General features: G+C 58.0%; 18 protein-coding genes, 2 tRNA genes and 1 pseudogene. 11 read left to right on the top strand and 10 right to left on the bottom strand.

Going from position 1 to position 16727, the window contains the following annotated elements; genetic code table 11:
• Nucleotides 1-523: 523 nt before the first annotated feature.
• The 10 genes and pseudogenes from D1159_RS16965 to D1159_RS16915 all read right to left on the bottom strand — a co-directional run bounded on the left by D1159_RS16965 (nt 524) and on the right by D1159_RS16915 (nt 7912).
• Nucleotides 524-997, bottom strand: a complete 474-nt coding sequence (locus D1159_RS16965; protein ID WP_161846798.1) for an S-layer homology domain-containing protein — start codon at nt 995-997, stop codon at nt 524-526.
• 603 nt (nt 998-1600) lie between these two features.
• Nucleotides 1601-2878, bottom strand: a complete 1278-nt coding sequence (obgE, locus tag D1159_RS16960) for a GTPase ObgE (protein WP_161846797.1) — start codon at nt 2876-2878, stop codon at nt 1601-1603.
• 93 nt (nt 2879-2971) lie between these two features.
• Nucleotides 2972-3256, bottom strand: a complete 285-nt coding sequence (gene rpmA / locus D1159_RS16955; RefSeq protein WP_161846796.1) for a 50S ribosomal protein L27 — start codon at nt 3254-3256, stop codon at nt 2972-2974.
• Nucleotides 3257-3300: 44 nt separating this feature from the next.
• A complete protein-coding gene (locus D1159_RS16950; protein WP_161846795.1) occupies nt 3301-3627 on the bottom strand; it encodes a ribosomal-processing cysteine protease Prp in 327 nt (108 codons plus the stop codon).
• 7 nt (nt 3628-3634) lie between these two features.
• Nucleotides 3635-3946: a 50S ribosomal protein L21 gene (gene rplU, locus D1159_RS16945; protein ID WP_161846794.1), complete on the bottom strand. Its 312-nt coding sequence runs from the start codon at nt 3944-3946 to the stop codon at nt 3635-3637.
• Between the two features lie 171 nt (nt 3947-4117).
• Nucleotides 4118-5227, bottom strand: coding sequence for a metallophosphoesterase (locus D1159_RS16940; protein WP_161846793.1), 1110 nt, complete (start codon nt 5225-5227; stop codon nt 4118-4120).
• A 36-nt stretch (nt 5228-5263) separates the two neighbouring features.
• Nucleotides 5264-6241: an SDR family oxidoreductase gene (locus D1159_RS16935; RefSeq protein WP_161846792.1), complete on the bottom strand. Its 978-nt coding sequence runs from the start codon at nt 6239-6241 to the stop codon at nt 5264-5266.
• Nucleotides 6242-6769: 528 nt separating this feature from the next.
• A pseudogene (locus D1159_RS16925) lies at nt 6770-7563 on the bottom strand (PLP-dependent transferase).
• Nucleotides 7564-7707: 144 nt separating this feature from the next.
• Nucleotides 7708-7798: transfer RNA gene (locus D1159_RS16920), tRNA-Ser, on the bottom strand.
• 27 nt (nt 7799-7825) lie between these two features.
• A tRNA-Ser gene (locus D1159_RS16915) sits at nt 7826-7912 on the bottom strand.
• A gap of 271 nt (nt 7913-8183) precedes the next feature.
• On the opposite strand from D1159_RS16915, the gene D1159_RS16910 reads away from it, so the two are divergent.
• The 11 genes from D1159_RS16910 to D1159_RS19355 form a co-directional block, all read left to right on the top strand.
• Nucleotides 8184-8507, top strand: a complete 324-nt coding sequence (locus D1159_RS16910; RefSeq protein WP_161846791.1) for a cupin domain-containing protein — start codon at nt 8184-8186, stop codon at nt 8505-8507.
• 195 nt (nt 8508-8702) lie between these two features.
• The gene (locus D1159_RS16905) at nt 8703-9047 is read left to right on the top strand and encodes a GIY-YIG nuclease family protein (protein ID WP_161846790.1); all 345 of its coding nucleotides are present in this window, start codon (nt 8703-8705) and stop codon (nt 9045-9047) included.
• The gene (locus D1159_RS16900) at nt 9044-9508 is read left to right on the top strand and encodes a DUF6530 family protein (protein ID WP_161846789.1); all 465 of its coding nucleotides are present in this window, start codon (nt 9044-9046) and stop codon (nt 9506-9508) included. The genes D1159_RS16905 and D1159_RS16900 overlap by 4 nt, the downstream gene beginning before the upstream one ends.
• Nucleotides 9509-9723: 215 nt before the next feature.
• Nucleotides 9724-10854, top strand: a complete 1131-nt coding sequence (locus D1159_RS16895) for a glycerate kinase (protein ID WP_161846788.1) — start codon at nt 9724-9726, stop codon at nt 10852-10854.
• 394 nt (nt 10855-11248) lie between these two features.
• Nucleotides 11249-12124, top strand: a complete 876-nt coding sequence (locus tag D1159_RS16890; RefSeq protein WP_161846787.1) for a BMP family ABC transporter substrate-binding protein — start codon at nt 11249-11251, stop codon at nt 12122-12124.
• Between the two features lie 283 nt (nt 12125-12407).
• A complete protein-coding gene (locus D1159_RS16885) occupies nt 12408-12779 on the top strand; it encodes a metal-dependent transcriptional regulator (protein ID WP_161846786.1) in 372 nt (123 codons plus the stop codon).
• 161 nt (nt 12780-12940) lie between these two features.
• Nucleotides 12941-14182 carry a putative glycoside hydrolase gene (locus D1159_RS16880; RefSeq protein ID WP_161846785.1) on the top strand — a complete coding sequence of 414 codons (1242 nt, stop codon included), beginning with the start codon at nt 12941-12943 and terminating at the stop codon, nt 14180-14182.
• A gap of 183 nt (nt 14183-14365) precedes the next feature.
• Entirely contained in the window at nt 14366-14746 is a 381-nt protein-coding gene (locus D1159_RS16875; protein ID WP_161846784.1) for a GntR family transcriptional regulator, read from the top strand.
• Entirely contained in the window at nt 14743-15609 is an 867-nt protein-coding gene (locus tag D1159_RS16870) for an ABC transporter ATP-binding protein (protein WP_161846783.1), read from the top strand. The genes D1159_RS16875 and D1159_RS16870 overlap by 4 nt, the downstream gene beginning before the upstream one ends.
• Nucleotides 15606-16262 (top strand): ABC-2 transporter permease, encoded by a 657-nt coding sequence (locus D1159_RS16865; protein WP_161846782.1) that lies wholly within the window; start codon nt 15606-15608, stop codon nt 16260-16262. The genes D1159_RS16870 and D1159_RS16865 overlap by 4 nt, the downstream gene beginning before the upstream one ends.
• Before the next feature lie 270 nt (nt 16263-16532).
• Nucleotides 16533-16727: hypothetical protein (locus tag D1159_RS19355; RefSeq protein WP_207709192.1), on the top strand; the 195-nt coding region annotated here is incomplete at its 3' end.

Genomic DNA, 16727 nt, shown 5'->3' with positions numbered 1-16727 from the left:
ACCAACTGCCCTCTGGGGCCATAGCCATACTCTCGATATAAATAGCAATCAATACCTGTTTCATCTACATATGCTATCGTAAAGGCTTTTAACTTCATAATTTCCTGGTATTACACGGGACAATGCAACTCTGTCTTGCAAATCCTTTAATTGAACAATATCCCCTGCAAAATCTTCATATACTTGCAATGGTCTGCCAACAAATAGACTTGCCTCTTCTTCTTCGATATCCTTATTAACGCCTATCACCATAATATGGTCGTTCTCGAAATAAAAATGATTATATTTCACTTCTTTATTTTTTCATAGTTCATTATCTGTTCCCCCTTAACAAAAATGCGGAGCGGTCGTGCCTGTAATGACATGGCCGCTCCGCGTTTTCAATATTTGTTATTTTGCAAACGCCCGATACAGGAAGCTGACTATTTGTCCACGGGAACAAATGCTATTGGGACTAAACTGCCCGTTTCCAGTTCCACTGGTGATTCCCTGCTCCACCGCCCAGGCTACGGCCTGCGCATAGTCACGCATTGGCGGGGACGTCGGTAAAGTCAGACGTGCCAGCGTTCGGGCTGCCAGCCAACTTCCAGAGATAGGTCACGACCATAGCGCGGGTACAGTCGGCCTCTGCGGAAAATTTGTCGGTCAGGCCCTGTTCCTTGGCCCACTGGGCGGCGGTGGCGTAATATTGCGTGCCGCTCACTGTTCCGGTGGTTTTCGGTTCACCCTTGGCACGCCAGAGGAAGGCCAAAATCTGGCCCTGGGTACAGGTGGCGTTGGGGGAAAAATTTGTTGCGGAAGTACCCGCAGTAATCTTCTTTTCCACCGCCCAGGCCACGGGTTCGGCGAAGTAATCACTTGTCTTTACGTCGGTGAAATTGCCCGCAGTGGGAGCTGTGGGCTGGCTGGACAAGGGACGGTACTCCACCACGGTGACGGCAAAATCATCATAATCACTCTCAATAGGCAAGCTGTCGAGGCCTTTCTTGGACATCATATAAGGACTCCAATCAGTTTCGCCCTCACTTTCGTCGGGGCCAAATTGGAATAGTCAGTAATGCTCAAAGTCTGCGGAGATTCCTGCCACATCAACATAAACATATGGGAAATTTCTATTGCCTATGTTAACGTAATAGCCATCAACACCATCCTGTAGGGTAAAATGCGTGAGGGGTAAAATCTTTTTTTCATACTCTCATTTCCTCTCTGTCTGTTTTTGGGCGCAAAAAGGCGCTCTCCCGCCCTTAGAGCGGAAAAGCGCCGTATTGCCATATAAAGTTTTCAGGGCATGACAAAACTACATAGCTACAGCTATGCTTGCTTTAGGGTGGCACAAAATCTGTACCCACCTTTCCGGCGGGCCCTTAGAGTGTCGAAAAAGCCTCGCAGAGTTCGCGCCCGCAGGCGCGAATAAAATGAAATCCGTTTTCCCCGGCGGCGTGTACGTCGGGGAAAACACTGCCCGGCCCGCAAGTGTGGGTTGTGTCCGCCCAAAGCGGATACAACCTGCGCGCAGTCGGGCCGCAGCCCCGCTGTCGGAAAAGGCAGCGCCTTTTCCGACAGCCTGAGGGTCCGCCGGTTCCGGCGGGCCCTGGGAAATTTACCGCTGGTATTCAAATTCCAGGTTGTACAGGGAGACGATGTCCCCGTCCTGGATGCCCATCTCTTCCAGGCGGTCGTACAGGCCGGACTGGCGGAGCATTTTGTCAAACCAGCTGCGGGACTCGAAGTCGCCGAAGTTGGTGTTGGCCATGAGGCGCTGGAGCCAGGGGCCCTCCACAATCCAGGTGCCGTCCTCATGGGTGATGTCCAGGGGGGCGCTGGTGTCCACCTGGGGGGGGCGCTCCACATAGGTGGGCTCATACACGGTAATGGGGGGCAGGTCTTGGAGGGCCTGGGCGGCGGCGAACATGAGATCCCGGGTGCCCATATGGGCCGCGGCGGAGATCTCGTAGAAGGGCAGGCCCAGGGCCTCCACATGGCCTTTCAGCGCCACCAGCCCGGCGCGGTCCCCGGCGATGTCCGCCTTGTTCCCCGCCACCAGCATGGGGCGGGCAGCCAGCTCCGGACTGTACTCCTTCAGCTCCGCCTGGATGGCCTGGAAGTCGGCCACCGGATCCCGGCCCTCACAGCCAGACACATCCACCACATGGATGAGCAGGCGGCACCGGTCGATATGACGGAGAAAATCGTGGCCCAGGCCAGCTCCCTCGCTGGCCCCCTCGATAATGCCGGGGATATCCGCCAGGACGAAGGAGCGCCCCTCCTCCACATAGACCACCCCCAGGTTTGGGAAGAGGGTGGTAAAGTGGTAGTTGGCGATCTTGGGCTGGGCCTTGGACACCACAGACAGCAGCGTGGATTTGCCCACGTTTGGGAAGCCCACCAGACCCACGTCAGCCAGAAGCTTGAGCTCCAAAACCACCTCCCGGCTCTGGCCGGGGAGGCCGGCCTTGGCGAAGTTGGGCACCTGCCGGGTGGGGGTGGCGAAGTGCTTGTTGCCCCAGCCCCCTTTGCCCCCCCTGGCCAGGACGAAGGGCTCGTTCCCCGACATATCGCAGATAATCTCCCCGGTCTCCGCGTCCCGGACCACAGTGCCCCGGGGGACCTTGATAATCATGGGGGCGCCGTCCTTGCCGGTGCAGCGCTTGCCGCCGCCGTCCATGCCGTTTTCCGCGGCATATTTCCGCTTGTAGCGAAAATCCATCAGCGTGGACATATGGTTGTCCACCTGTAGAATCACATCGCCCCCCCGGCCGCCGTCGCCGCCGTCCGGCCCGCCGGCGGCCACGTATTTCTCCCGGTGGAACGCTACCGCGCCGTTGCCTCCGTGGCCGGAGTGGACGGTGATTCTGGCCGTGTCAATAAATTGAGGCATAAAGGAAACCTCCTGTCAGATCCGGTAAAAAAGAGCCTCGAATCAACTTCGAGGCTCTTTTCCTTACCCATATGATTCCCAATAATTCCAACTTTATTGGGCGATCTCCACAATGGAGACCTGCTTGCGATCCTTGCCCAGGCGCTCAAACTTGACCTTGCCGTCTTTCAGCGCAAACAGGGTGTCATCGCTGCCCTTGCCCACGTTGACGCCGGGGTGGATATGGGTGCCCCGCTGGCGGACCAGAATATTGCCGGCCAGGACAAACTGGCCGTCCGCACGCTTCACGCCCAGGCGCTTGGACTGGGAATCGCGGCCGTTGCGGGTGGAGCCGACGCCCTTCTTGTGGGCGAAAAACTGAAGACCGATATGCAGCATTGCCGTACACCTCCAAACTGTGTATCAATCGGGTGAGGAGCGGGCTAATCCGCTTCCTCCACAAAAATGTGATCGGGGTACTCCTCGTGCAGCTGGGAAAAATAGAGCATGAGGGCGGTGAGAAGGGTTTGGCATATGCTCTCACTGTCCTGGCTCAGGCCGCCGGGGAGTTTGAGAGAGATGGTATCGTCCCGGACCTTGACCGCGGCCTCCAGACCGAGCACGTCGTTGACGGCGCACTCCGCCACCCGGATGGCGCTGGTCACCGCCGCGCAGACGATATCGCTCCCCGCCTGGGCATAGCCGCTGTGGCCCCTGGCGGTAAAGCCGGTCACGCGGCTGCCCTCCATCCGGAAGGAGATGGTGGTCATATCCGGATCAGACGGAGATCTTGCCGATGGTCACCTTGGTGTAGGGCTGGCGGTGACCCTGGCGCTTGTGATAACCCTTCTTGGGCTTATACTTGAAGATCATGACCTTCTTGCCCTTGCCGTTCTTCACCACGGAGGCGTCCACCTTGGCACCGGACACCACGGGGGTGCCGAAGGTGGCCTTCTCGCCGTCAATGACGGCCAGGACCTGGTCGAATACGATGGCGTCGCCGTTCTCCACAGGCAGCTTCTCAACGAAAATAGTATCGCCCTCCGCCACCTTGTACTGCTTGCCGCCGGTTACAATGATTGCCTGCATCGTTGCTTTCACTCCTTTATTACGGGCTCGCTCTCGAGGGCGGGAGGGAAACCCTCCGCTTGCAGACCCAGTCAAAGCGGCTTTTCTAGTATATCAGTCCCAAATAGCCGTGTCAATGGCCTTTTCCTAATTTTCTCCGGATTTTTGGGGGAACGGGGCGTACCGGGGAGGTCACAGGGCAAGGCGGCCCAGATACCAGCCGGTGACGCCGTCCTTTTTGGCCAGGTAGCCCCGGGAGGTAGCGCGGACAATGGAGAGCACGTCGCCGGGGGAGACGGGAAGGAGGTAGTCGGTGGAGTCCTCGCACCGGGTGACGCCCCCCTTTTCATAGAGGTACTGCGTCAAAATATCCAGCACCCGGCCGCTGGCGATGTGCCGGCAGCGGGAGAACTCCGGCCCGGGCTGCAAAATCTCCACCGGGTTTTCACTCCAGCGGATGTTGATGGAGTCTTCATTGGGGGATTGGGGGTCTAGGGCGGCGGCGGAGGGAAGGCCGTCGTAGCTCTGCCAGGTGAAGTCCTCCGACTGGCCGTCGGGGAGAATGAGGGCGTTGAGCTGGCCGTCCCACTTGAGCTGGCATCCGCCGTCAATGCTGATAATGTGCCGCTCCGGCAGGATCAGGGGGGCGGCGGAGGGAATCTTAGGGTTGTACAGTGTCACCGGCCAGTGGCCCACCACCACCCATTTGGAAAAGGACTTGCCCATGCCCAGAAAGTCGTCGCACTTCATGCATGGCCAGGCAGGCAGGGTGGTCATGTCCTCTTCTCCCCCCGCGCCGGGGATGCCGCCGTGGACAAAGAGGTATTTTTCGCTGGTGAGGGCGGTGGGCAGCGCCCGGAGATAGTCCAGCTCCCGCCGGAACCGGCGGGGGAGGGCGGCGCGCAGGGCGGGGTAGTCCTCCACACCCCGGAGGGGCAGGCCGATCTCGTCGGCCATCTGCCGCAGCACGCACTTCTTCCCCCAGCCGCCGATATAGCTGATATAAAAGGACTCCGGGATGTCGGACAGCTGGTCCACAAAGTTGTAGGCCAGGTTGTCGCAGTTGCCGCAGACCATATGCACTTCATGGGCCTGCCCCAGCTCCATTACATAGCGCAAAGCGGCCAGGCTGTCCTCCCCCTTCTCCAGCAAATCCCCCAGGAGGATGAGAATGTCAGACCGGTCAAACCCCACCTGGGCCAGAAGTCCCTTGAGGAAGGCCAGATTGCCGTGGATATCACTGATGACGATGACCCGCCGTCCGGGGGGCAGGGCGATGGGGACTACCTTTGCCAATTCCATTGCGTGACCTCATGTTACCGGTTTCGATTCTGGGTGTTAGATACAGGTGAAGCCCCCGTCCACCAGGACGGTGCTGCCCACCATAAAGCTGGCCTCGTCGCTGGCCAGGAAGACAATGGCGTTGGCGATCTCCTCCGGCTGGGCCAGCCGGCCCAGGGGGAAGAGGGAGGCGAACTCCTTCAGACTGCCGTTGGCCTCAATGGAGTACATCATGGGGGTGAGGGTGCCGCCGGGGCAGACCGTGTTGATGAGCACCCCGTCCTTGGCGCAGCTGGCGGCCATGCTGCGGGAGAGCTGGATCACCGCCCCCTTGGTGGCGGCGTAGGACTCCAGCCCGGGGGCGCCCACCGTGCCGGCGGTGGAGGCGATGTTGACTATCCGGCCGTAGCCGTTTTTCCGCATGGCGGGGATCAGGTGCTTGCACATCAAAAACACGCTGGTGACGTTGACGGCGAAGATCCGGTTCCACTGCTCCAGGGTCAGCGTCTCCACCGTGCCGTCCAGGGACATCCCCGCGGAGTTGACCAGAATGTGGGGGGCGGGGCAGTCCGCCAGAATCTGGCCGCAGGCGTTCTCAATGGACTGGGGGTCGCTTACGTCGCAGGGGAGAAAGCGGCAGTTTCCCAGCGCCTCCAGCGCCCGGCCCTTCTCCTCGTTGCGGCCCAGGACAAGCACCCGGGCCCCCTGCTCCAGCAGCTTGCGCGCCGCGCTCTCCCCAATGCCGGAGGTCCCTCCGGTGACAACCGCTGTCTTTCCCTGAAAATTCATCTCGTCCGCTCCTTTGTTTTGATGTCGTATTTTATTGTACCACACAGTTCTTTTTCCCGCAAGCTCCGGCAGGCGCACGGCTGTGGCTACCAGCTTCTGGATAGTCCTGGAGGTCTTATCACGGCTCACAAAATGGCCTATGATCTGCTGCGGCTCCCGGTTTACCATTGTCATGATGTAAATATTTTCCTGTGTTTCTGTGCGGGGCTTGTACTCTGGAAACCAGTACAGTTCATCCAATTCCACTGGTTTTATCCTGATTGGGGATACTGTTCCAGTTCTCTTAATCCGAAGAGCTTTTTATCCAATTCATCACATTGGACTTGTTCATTCCAAGAATTTTTCCCACACCTCGGCTGCTCACTCCGCCATAGTACATTTTGATTGCCAATTCTTTGGTTTCTTCAGGTTACTCATGGCTTTTCGGGTCTTCGGACATTTCTTCCATGTCTCTGTCGTTTGTCTTTCCATAATCCCTTAAGTATATTATAATTTTTTTATTTTTGGCGGTAGATACGCTCCGTCTTGAGAATGGAGAAGAAATTTTCAGCCATTGCGCTGTCATAACAGTTTCCCCATCTTGACATTGAGGGTGCAATGCCATATTCTTTTGTCAGGTTAAAGTATGCCTGGGATGTGTACTGGCCGCCTTGGCCGCTGTGGAGCTGCAATCGCCCAGCGGCCACTTTTTCTTTTCTCTTTGCAAGCCGTATGGTGTCCAACACCAGGCTTACTGTTTGTTGGGCGGCCATCTTGCAGGCTACGATACTGTTGTCATACAGGTCCCGGATCATAGACAAATAGAGGACACTCTGCCTGCACCGCTCCTGGATACTCCAAAAAGCTGGCACATGACCAGCACCGGATATTCTTGCCTGTGCCGATAGACGGCCGGATGGTATTGGGCTTGATGCCCTGATCCAGCAGTTCCAACCGGGAAAGCTGGGAGTGGGTGGTGGTAGCAGGATGGATCACAAGGGATTTTACGTCCGCCACGTTGGCCAGCAGGGAGAAAATCTCCAGATTGTTGATAAACTTGAGGGCCTCCGCCTGCCTGCCCTTGATTTCAAAGATAAAGATGAATGCACCGCTGAGGATGGTTGGAAAGATACTCCACCACTTTCCTGGTGTTCTCAGCGTGGCGCTCTGCCCGCAGAGAGAGGGTCTCAACGCCTTGCAGAAGCAGGAACGCCGCAAAGGGAGAGGTTTTGCTCCGGTGTCCCGCAGGAGGATAGCGCGGATATAAGTGACAAAGGAGGTAGGACCGGCGGCATCCAAAAAGCTGACACCGTGGTAACTGGGGTTAGGCGCGGCGGCAGGAGCGTATCTGCCGGATGCTTTCCAGTCAAATTTGCCGCTGTCCACGATGATGCCGCCCAGAGTGGTGCCGTGACCGCCGATGAACTTGGTGGCGGAGTGAACAACAATGTCCACGCCATGCTCAATGGGGCGGAGTCCCGGAACACATAGGAGGTAGTCTGGTAGATTGGCACCGCCCAGGCGCCGGTGGCGGGATCGGGCTGCTCCTGGCCCACATGGAGCTGTAAGGCCTCAAATTTATAACGCATGGGAAAATCCCCCTCTCTGAATCGGCCCCATTATATCCCAATAAACCTACTCTTTCAGCAGGCATATTGGCGCCGCTTGAAATCCTATCAACGGAATTGACAGCAAAAAAGCCTTGTATCCGTTGAGATACAAGGCTTTTCTATTGGCGCAGAAGGAGGGATTTGAACCCTCGCTGCGGTTTCCCACACTACTCCCTTAGCAGGGGAGCCCCTTCGGCCACTTGGGTACTTCTGCACAGTTGTATAGGCAACAGCTGAAAAATGGCGGAGAGAGTGGGATTCGAACCCACGGCTCTTTCGAGTCACCGGTTTTCAAGACCGGCTCCTTAAACCACTCGGACATCTCTCCACGTCCGACTTCAGCCACAGTGTAGTATCTATAATACCATGGACTTTCCTGTTTGTCAACTCCTGTCCGCAAATTTCTAGCTATAAAATTGTGAAGCGTACAATAAAAACTGGACAGCAGGGGAGGAGACAGGCACAAGGACGCAGCCGAATTGATTAACATAAAGTAATGGCAGCTTCCTTTTGTATTGTGGAAAAAGGGGCTGTGTGGTATACTTTACCTGATAAATTAGACCCTGGATGGGGGCATTTTAGAGTTGGGGGGACGAATCGTGTACAAGAACATTGAAAAACAGGCTGTGCTGAAGCTGAAGGATCTGGTGGATTACCAGCCGGGGCAGGTGGTCAGCAAGACTCTGGTGCAGAACGACCATGTCAGCATGACCCTTTTCTCTTTTGACCAGGGGGAGGAGATCTCCACCCACGCAGCCGGCGGGGACGCCATGGTCACGGTGCTGGAGGGGATAGGGCGCTTTACTGTGGGAGGCGAGACATTTGTTCTCTCCCAGGGGGAGACGCTGATCATGCCCAAGGACATCCCCCACGCCGTCTGCGGCGAGGAGCGCTTCAAAATGCAGCTGACCGTCTCATTTTAGCACAGAGCAGCCCAGGGTCCGGGGGTTCCCGGATCTTGGGCTGCGTGTTTTGCAGATTTTCAAACAGACGCCAGTGTGTGACCCTGGCCTGTGCGCTACGTACTGCTGTTAACCAGCGCTGACAGCTGAAAAGTCTGCGGAGCGTGGATTGCTTTCGCAGACGTGATGCGATAGAATGTGAGCCGGGGTGAAAATATGGATATGAAGAGAAAAAGAGAACTTTTAGACACGTGGAAAAACTGTCATCCGGAAATGGGTGTGATTTCCTTTCGGTGCAGCGCAACAGACGAGACATTTTTGACAACTGCCGCAGATATTCCGGCGAGGTTCAACCGGATTCGCTTTCAGCTCTCTGCCGGAAACTGCCCAAACAGGCAGGTGCAGAAGCTTTGGGAGCAATATGGTGAGGACGGCTTCGAACTTCAGGTTGTGAAACGCCTGGAATACGATGATCCCCAGGCGGATCATACGGAAGAACTGGAAACGCTCTGCGAGCTGTGTCTGCTCGAAAATCCGAAGGCAAGGAGGTTTTGGAAATGAACGAAAAAATTGTCGTGACCGCAAGCGGTTACGACCGCTTAGATGGCCGCAATGCCCATCACTCTGACCTCAAACGTCTGACGCTGGGTGCTCCCACCCTGAAAGAGAATCAGGCCATGGGGATCGCGGCGCAGCTGTGGACGGCCCAGGAGGATGGTACGCTGAAATTGAGCGCCGAACTCCCTGTCCACCAGGTGTTCGACCTGATGATCGTGCTCAGCCGAACATTACTGTACTTCAAGGAGGCTTACCGGCTCCCTCTTCTGTATGACCCAGACAATCCCACCATTGAGCGGATTGGACTGCAGGGGGAGGCGCTGCCTGTGTCCATCTGCGCAGAGAATCCAAATATCAACAAAGACATACAGGACTTCGCTCAGGCGCTGAACGACCTGGGGGAACTGACTGGAGAGCGGCTTAGAACACTGACCAGAATTCTGAAAGGCCTGGAGTGTTATTGAATACGGAGCGGAATTATCTTCTGTCACCGGTCAGGCAGCTGCGTTAAAGAGGCCGGAACCGCGGTCCTTTCCGCTAAAATAGGAGGGTTGTACGTTTGCGTATCATAGTCAAGCTGGAGGGGGCATCGGATGAAGGAACGAGCCGAATCCGAGAGAAAATTCATCACCAGACTGCGGAGGACCCTAGCGCTTTTGTGAGCCGGAGGAGGGCTGACATGAAAAAAATTATCCTGGCGCCGGACTCGTTCAAGGGGACCATGACCGCAGCGGAGATCTGCGCCATTCAGGAGGCGGTTATCCGGCGGCGCCTCCCGACATGTGAGGTACGGGCGGTGCCCCTGGCGGACGGCGGGGAGGGGATGACGGAGGCATTTCTCCAGATCTGCGGCGGCCAACGGGTCTGCGTAACAGTCACCGGACCCCTGGGCGCGCCGGTGGAGGGGTTTTATGGCCGTCTGCCGGACGGTACAGCGGTGATTGAGATGGCGGCGGCCGCCGGCCTGCCCCTGGCGGGCGGGGTGCGGACGCCCCTGGACAGCACCACCTGGGGGGTGGGGGAGCTCATCCGCCACGCGGCGGACCACGGGGCGGAACGGATCCTGCTGGGCCTGGGAGGCAGCGCCACTAACGACGGCGGCGTCGGTATGGCGGCGGCCCTGGGCTGGCGCTTCTATGACGGAGCGGGGGCGCCGGTGGAGCCCCTGGCCCGGAACCTGGGGAAGATCGCCTCTTTCCGGCTGGAGGGCGGGCTGCCTCCGGCGGAGCTGTCCGCCGCCTGCGACGTGGACAACCCCCTGTGCGGTCCCCGGGGGGCCACGGCGGTCTTCGGCCCCCAGAAGGGAGTGACCCCGGCGATCTTCCCCGGACTGGAGGCAGGTATGTGCAATCTGGCCCGGGTGATGGAGCGCCAGACCGGCCGGTCCATCGGGGACACCCCCGGCGCGGGGGCCGCCGGCGGCCTGGGGGCGGGGGTGCTGTGCTTCCTCAACGGCACCCTGGAGCGGGGCATCGACCTGCTGCTGGACGCCGCTGGATTCGACCAGCTTCTGGAGGGCGCCGACCTGGTGCTCACCGGAGAGGGGTGCATGGACGGCCAGAGCGTCTATGGAAAAACCCCCGCCGGCGTCGCCGCCCGGTGCCAGCGCAGGGGGGTGCCCTGTGTGGCCCTGTGCGGCGCGCTGGGCGAGGGGGCCCAGGAGATGTACCGCCACGGCATCACCGCCATGTTCAGCACCCTGCGCGGCTTCGCCGGCCTTGAGCAGGTCAGGCAGACCTGCCGGGCGGATATGGAGGCCCTCACCGACGGGGTGATGCGGCTGCTTCTGATGGGAGCGGCTAAAGATTAAAATCTGTGCTTTTATGGGTACGCCTGGCTGGGCGTACCCATATTTTTTGCCCTGTTACCCTCCTGGCAAATCTATCAGCATTCCCGTTTCACGTGCCGCATTTTTAGCTATTCCGCACAAATTTCAAAGGAGCGGCTTTCGCATAACGGAGAAATATTGAGAGGAGGCCTGGAATGGGATTGAATTTGTGATACTAAAGGTGTATATTTATGCCATTATCTTATAATGACAATGATAGACTTATAGATAGACGAGTCGGAGGACCGTCGGGCCAAATCCCTTGACGCTTCCCCGGCACTCCCTCTTTTTTCAGCCGGCCTGCCGCGGGCCATTGCTTTGTTCACACCTCCGCTTTGCGGTGTGAGATCATTTTTAATTATGAGGAGGCCCCACTATGAAATCCACGTTAAACAAGCTTCTCGTCCTGGCCCTCTCCGGCGCCCTGCTGGAGAAAACCTATGGCTATCATGTCTCCGTTGTGGAGGCGGCCACCGCGGAAACCATCCGCAGCGAGGGGGAGACCATGGCCGCGGACGGCTATCAGATCGTCTTCGGACACGGCGGACAGTGCTCCACACCCCTGGCTGAGATCAGCGGCGACTATCCGGACACCTGGTTCGTCACCACCGGCGGCACCGAAATCCGGGACAACCAGTTCCCCGCCTGTCTCTGCCTGGAGGAGAGCACCTACGTATGCGGCGTCATCGCGGCCATGATGACCAAGACAGACGTCATCGCCTACAGCGTGGGCGGCGATTTCCCCGCCTACACCAAGACCACAAACGGGTTTGAGCTGGGGGCCAAAAGCGTCAACCCTGATATCAAGGTGCTGGGCGCGGTGCTCAGCTCCCCCGACTCAAACGAGGCCTATGAGACCACGCTGAACCAGATCCAGATGGGGGCGGACGTGATCTACTCCAACACCAACGAGGGCCAGTCCGGCGCAATCAAGGCGGTCAGCGAAAGCCAGGGGGTATATGCCTTCGGCTCTCTGGGCAACTTTATTCCCCTGGCCCCCGACTGCGTCATCGGCAACGCCATGGGGGACTGGGGCAAGGCCTTTGTCACCGCCACCGAGCTGATAATGAACGGCGAGATCACACAGCCGGAGATTATGTTCCTCAACGTCTCCAACGACTCGGTCTATTTTGACTGGAACGAGGACCTGAAGGCCACCCTTCCCCCCGGGGTGATTGCGGCGGCGGAGCAGACCTTCCAGGATATCCGCGACGGCAAAATCGACGTGCCCAACGAATACGAGCTGGGATAGGGGCTATCGGGCGTCTTCAGACTGCCGGACCAGAGGAAACAGGTCCACTGCCCCATAAAATCCCCCTCTGCGCAGTTCTGTTTCGATTGGGGCGGCATAAACAGCAGGCGGAGTGTGGGGCCGTGTATGACTCGATTCCATTCCCCACTTTTTTTGTTCCGGCATTTGTGGTATAATAGTTATATAGTAGCTGTTATATTTTTCCAGCTTCCCTTTATAGCAGAACGGCAGAAATCATCCACCATATGTTGCGACCGTATTTTATATGTCAGGAGGCCCCTGGATGAAAATACAGGAATCTGCGGAAAACTATCTGGAGAGCATTTTGATGCTCAAGCAGGAGAAGGGTGCGGTGCGCTCCATTGATATCGTCCGCCACATGGCGTTTTCCAAGCCCAGCATTAGCCGGGCCATGAGCCTGCTGCGGGAAAACGGCTATATCACCATGGACCGGGACGGCCTGATTGATTTGACCCCCAGCGGCTACGAGATCGCCAGCACCATCTACGAGCGCCACCAGATGCTCTCCCAGTGGCTGATCCGTCTGGGTGTTTCCCCCGATGTGGCAGTGGCGGATGCCTGCCGCATGGAGCACGACATCAGCGCCGAGACCTTCCAAAAGCTCAAAGAACACATCAGCAGGGCCGGGGATTAGTTCCCCGGCCCTGCTGTGTCCGGCCCGGAAAAGGGAATTTGTCCCTATTCTGATTTTTTGTCATATTTTGTCGTTTTTCTGTCTTGTTTCGGCGATTATAATCTTTTATAATGGTACAGACAACATCCGTATCCCTGGATACGGCAGAAGGAGGAATTGTTATGGCAGCGTCTTCCCGCCAGCGGGCAGGCGGCCGCTACCGCGGCAGCCGCCGGCCATCCGGCGGAGTGATTGCCTGTGCGCTGGTTCTCTTGGTTCTGCTCCTGGCCTGGGGGGTCATCCGTCTCTTTTCCTTTCTCACAGCGCCCCGCGCCGCCGCCGCGCCCACCCCTGCCCCCGCCGCACCCTCGGTTTCCGTCCCGCCCACGCCCTCTCCTACGCCTGCGCCGGAATTTGCCGTCCCCCCTGACGGAGTCCACGGCATCTACATCTCCGGTCCTGTGGCAGGGGACCCCTATCTGGATACGCTCCTGACCCTCATCGATGAGACCGAGCTGAACACCGTGGTCATCGACGTAAAAAACGACGAGGGAAATCTTACCTACCGGCTGGCGGAGGGTACCCCGGCGGAGCTGGGGGCCTGCGTCTCCTACATCCGGGACCTGCCAGGACTGGTATCCTCCCTGAAAGAGCGGGGGATCTACACCATCGCCCGGATCTCTGCTTTCAAAGACCCCTTGCTGGCCCAGGCCCGGCCGGATCTGGCGCTGCGCCGGGCTGACGGCACTCCCCTATCCGAGGGGGGCGATCTGGCCTGGGTCAACCCCTATGAGCAGGAGGTATGGGACTACCTCACTGAGATCGCCCTGGGGGCTGCAGACGCCGGCTTTGACGAGGTACAATTCGACTATGTCCGCTTCCCCACCGGCAAGGATGTACAGGAGGCGGACTACGGCCCCGCCGCCCAGAACATGAGCCGTGAGGATGCCATTGTCGCCTTTTTGGAACACGTCCGCACAGCGCTCCATGAGCGGGGCGTGTGGCTGTCGGCGGACGTCTTCGGCGCCGTCATCGGCAGCAAGGTGGACGCCGGCCTCATCGGCCAGGACTATGCCAGAATGGCCCAGGCGGCGGACTTCCTGTGCCCTATGGTCTACCCATCCCACTATGCCGCCGGCGCCTTCGGATTGGCGGTCCCCGATCAGAAGCCCTACGAAACCGTGCTGGCCGCCCTGAAGAAGTCCCAGTCCGCCCTGGCCCTGCTGCCTGAGGAAAACCGGGCCCAGATCCGCCCCTGGCTCCAGGACTTTACCGCCACCTGGGTCAGCGGGCACATCCCCTACGGCGAAGAGGAACTGCGCGCCCAGATCCAGGCGGTGTACGACGCGGGCTACACCGGCTGGCTCCTCTGGAACGCCCGCAACAGCTATACCGCCGGCGGACTGCTCCCCGCCCAACCCTAATCATTCCATAAGACAAGGGCTATTCCTAGCCAGAAAAACAGCCTGCCGAACATACTCGTTTGGCAGGCTGTTTCTATTCCCGTTTTCCACGCCCTAAAAATGAAAATACCCCCTTGACATGGGGTGTTATTTCATATATACTGTGTATGTAAGGTATATATAGTACAACAACAGGAGTCGTCAATGGATATCATCATCCGCAATACAGGGGATACCCCCATCTATGACCAGATCACCCAGCAGGTCAAGGGACTGATTCTCAAGGGCAGTCTTCAGGAAGGGGAGGCCCTTCCTTCCATGCGGCTGCTGGCCCGGGAGCTGCGCATCTCAGTTATCACCACCAAGCGGGCCTACGAGGAGCTGGAGCGGGAGGGCTTTATCACCACGGTACCGGGAAAGGGGTGCTTTGTGGCCCCCCGCAATCTGGAGCTGGTCCGGGAGGAGGCCCTCCGCCGGGCGGAAGAGCACCTGGCCGCCGCCGTGGACATTGCCAAAACCAGCGGCATTACGCTGGAGGAGCTCACCCATACGTTAAGTATTTTATATGGAGAGGGAGCAATATGAGCAGTCAATACGCTATTGAAATCAACCATCTGACCAAAGATTACGGCTCGTTCCGGCTGGACGACATCTCCTTTGCCCTGCCGGGGGGCACCATTCTGGGGCTCATCGGCGAGAACGGGGCGGGAAAATCCACCACCATCAAGTGCATTTTAAATCTGATCCGCCGGGACGCCGGGGAGATTACGATCTTTGGGCGGGACAATCTGGCCGATGAGCGGGCGGTAAAGGAGGAGATCGGCCTGGTGCTGGACGAGTGTCCCTTCAATGATAACCTCAATGCCGCCCAAGTGGAGGCCATTCTTGCCCCGGCCTACCCCTCCTGGGACGCCAAGTGCTACGCCGCCTACCTGGACAAATTCGAGCTCTCCCGGAAAAAGACGATAAAGGAGTACTCCCGGGGCATGAAGATGAAGCTGTCCATCGCCGCTGCCCTGTCCCACCGGCCCCGGCTCCTCCTGCTGGATGAGCCTACCAGCGGCCTGGATCCGGTGGTGCGGGACGCCATTCTGGACGAGTTTTTGAACTTCATCTCTGATGAAGACCACGCCATTCTCCTGTCCAGCCACATCACCTCGGATCTGGAGAAGATCGCCGACTACGTGGCCTATCTCCACAAGGGCCGGCTGGCCGTCTGCGGCCCAAAGGACGAGCTGTTGGCCAGTCATGGCCGGCTGGCCTGCAGCGAGGAGGAGCTGGCCCAGGTGGATCCCCGGTTTCTGGTGGGCGCCCGCTCCAGCCGCTTTCAATGCCAGGCTCTGGTCCGGGATCGGGAGGAGTTCTGCCGCAGATACCGGGGGCTGTCTCTGGACCCGGTGACGCTGGAAGATATTATGGTATTTACAGTGCGAGGTGACAAGGTATGATTGGTTTCTTAAAACGTGATTTCTTCGTCCTCAGAAAGCAGTTCCGCTCCTATCTGTTCATGCTTGTGATCTATGCCACACTCTATGCCGTGGCTTCCTTTGACGCCTTTCTCATCTCCGGCATGGTGACTCTGGTCACCTTTCTTACCCCCCTGTCCGCTCTGGCCTATGACCAGACGGTACCGTGGGGGCTCTACACCGCCGCCATGCCGGTGGGCCGGGAGAAAATGGTGGCCGCCCGCTACGGCATTACCTTTCTGGTAGATTTATCCAGCATCCTGCTCTGCCTGCTGCTGTCCGTTCTGATGATTTTCGTTGGTATGCTCAAGTCTTCCTTGGCGGAGGCCGTTTCCTCCACGCTGGCCTGCGGCCTGGTGGCCCTCTTTATGATCGCCCTTATCCTCCCCCTGGGCTACGCCTTCGGTCCGGAACAGGCACGGGTCGTCCTTTCTGTTTTCTTCGGGGTCGTTTTCGCTGGGTCCATCACCCTGCTGAGCCTGGGAAAGACCTTCGGCTTTCGTTTTGCCGCGCTCCCCGCGCTCCCCGCCCTCCCGCCTGTTCTTCTGGCGGCCGCGGTTCTCCTTTTGACCGTCCTCATCCTGCTCGCCTCCTACCGCCTGTCCGTGAGCATCGTCCGCAGAAAACAGTTTTAATTCTTTTTCTTGAACGAAAGAGAACAAAAAAGACTTTTCTCTTTCTAAGAACCTGTATTTCATAACCGGGGGGCGCTGGATTGCCGAGGGATTTTGCCCTTGCGCAAGGCAAAAAAGCGCAGAAATACTTTGTGTATTTCAAGATTTTTTGCCGCCGCGCAGCGGCGAAAGACCCGGCAAGACAGTGTTCAGCGGTTGTAAATACAGGTTCTAAACATAAGAAAACCCATAGTGCCCTTTCCAGTAACTATTTTACCGGATAAGCGCACTATGGGTTTTAAAATTGAATTGCTTAATTCCGAACAAAATCCTAACTTTAAGCGGCGGTTTTGGCGCCGGGGCGGTCTGGAACGCCTACGCGCGGCCCTTCAAATCCGCCATGAGGGCCGCTTTATTCTCCCTGGGCGCGGAATTTGGGCGGCGGAGGTTGGCTCTTGCGCCGAGGGCGCATTTTACCTCGATAAA

The sequence above is a fragment of the Pseudoflavonifractor sp. 524-17 genome, from assembly GCF_009935845.1.
Lineage (GTDB): Bacteria > Bacillota > Clostridia > Oscillospirales > Oscillospiraceae > Pseudoflavonifractor_A.
Note: the sequence above shows the minus strand (reverse complement) of the source record. Positions and strands in the feature narration are given on the sequence as shown.

Bases quoted from the DNA above. Each gene is read 5' to 3' on its own strand.
- D1159_RS16885 (WP_161846786.1), top strand. From the start codon at position 12,408: ATGAAAATACAGGAATCTGCGGAAAACTATCTGGAGAGCATTTTGATG.
- D1159_RS16940 (WP_161846793.1), bottom strand. From the start codon at position 5,227: ATGGAATTGGCAAAGGTAGTCCCCATCGCCCTGCCCCCCGGACGGCGG.
- rplU (WP_161846794.1), bottom strand. From the start codon at position 3,946: ATGCAGGCAATCATTGTAACCGGCGGCAAGCAGTACAAGGTGGCGGAG.
- D1159_RS16900 (WP_161846789.1), top strand. From the start codon at position 9,044: ATGAACGAAAAAATTGTCGTGACCGCAAGCGGTTACGACCGCTTAGAT.
- D1159_RS16875 (WP_161846784.1), top strand. From the start codon at position 14,366: ATGGATATCATCATCCGCAATACAGGGGATACCCCCATCTATGACCAG.
- obgE (WP_161846797.1), bottom strand. From the start codon at position 2,878: ATGCCTCAATTTATTGACACGGCCAGAATCACCGTCCACTCCGGCCAC.
- D1159_RS16865 (WP_161846782.1), top strand. From the start codon at position 15,606: ATGATTGGTTTCTTAAAACGTGATTTCTTCGTCCTCAGAAAGCAGTTC.
- D1159_RS16965 (WP_161846798.1), bottom strand. From the start codon at position 997: ATGATGTCCAAGAAAGGCCTCGACAGCTTGCCTATTGAGAGTGATTAT.
- D1159_RS16890 (WP_161846787.1), top strand. From the start codon at position 11,249: ATGAAATCCACGTTAAACAAGCTTCTCGTCCTGGCCCTCTCCGGCGCC.
- D1159_RS16895 (WP_161846788.1), top strand. From the start codon at position 9,724: ATGAAAAAAATTATCCTGGCGCCGGACTCGTTCAAGGGGACCATGACC.
- rpmA (WP_161846796.1), bottom strand. From the start codon at position 3,256: ATGCTGCATATCGGTCTTCAGTTTTTCGCCCACAAGAAGGGCGTCGGC.
- D1159_RS16880 (WP_161846785.1), top strand. From the start codon at position 12,941: ATGGCAGCGTCTTCCCGCCAGCGGGCAGGCGGCCGCTACCGCGGCAGC.
- D1159_RS16950 (WP_161846795.1), bottom strand. From the start codon at position 3,627: ATGACCACCATCTCCTTCCGGATGGAGGGCAGCCGCGTGACCGGCTTT.
- D1159_RS16870 (WP_161846783.1), top strand. From the start codon at position 14,743: ATGAGCAGTCAATACGCTATTGAAATCAACCATCTGACCAAAGATTAC.
- D1159_RS16905 (WP_161846790.1), top strand. From the start codon at position 8,703: ATGGATATGAAGAGAAAAAGAGAACTTTTAGACACGTGGAAAAACTGT.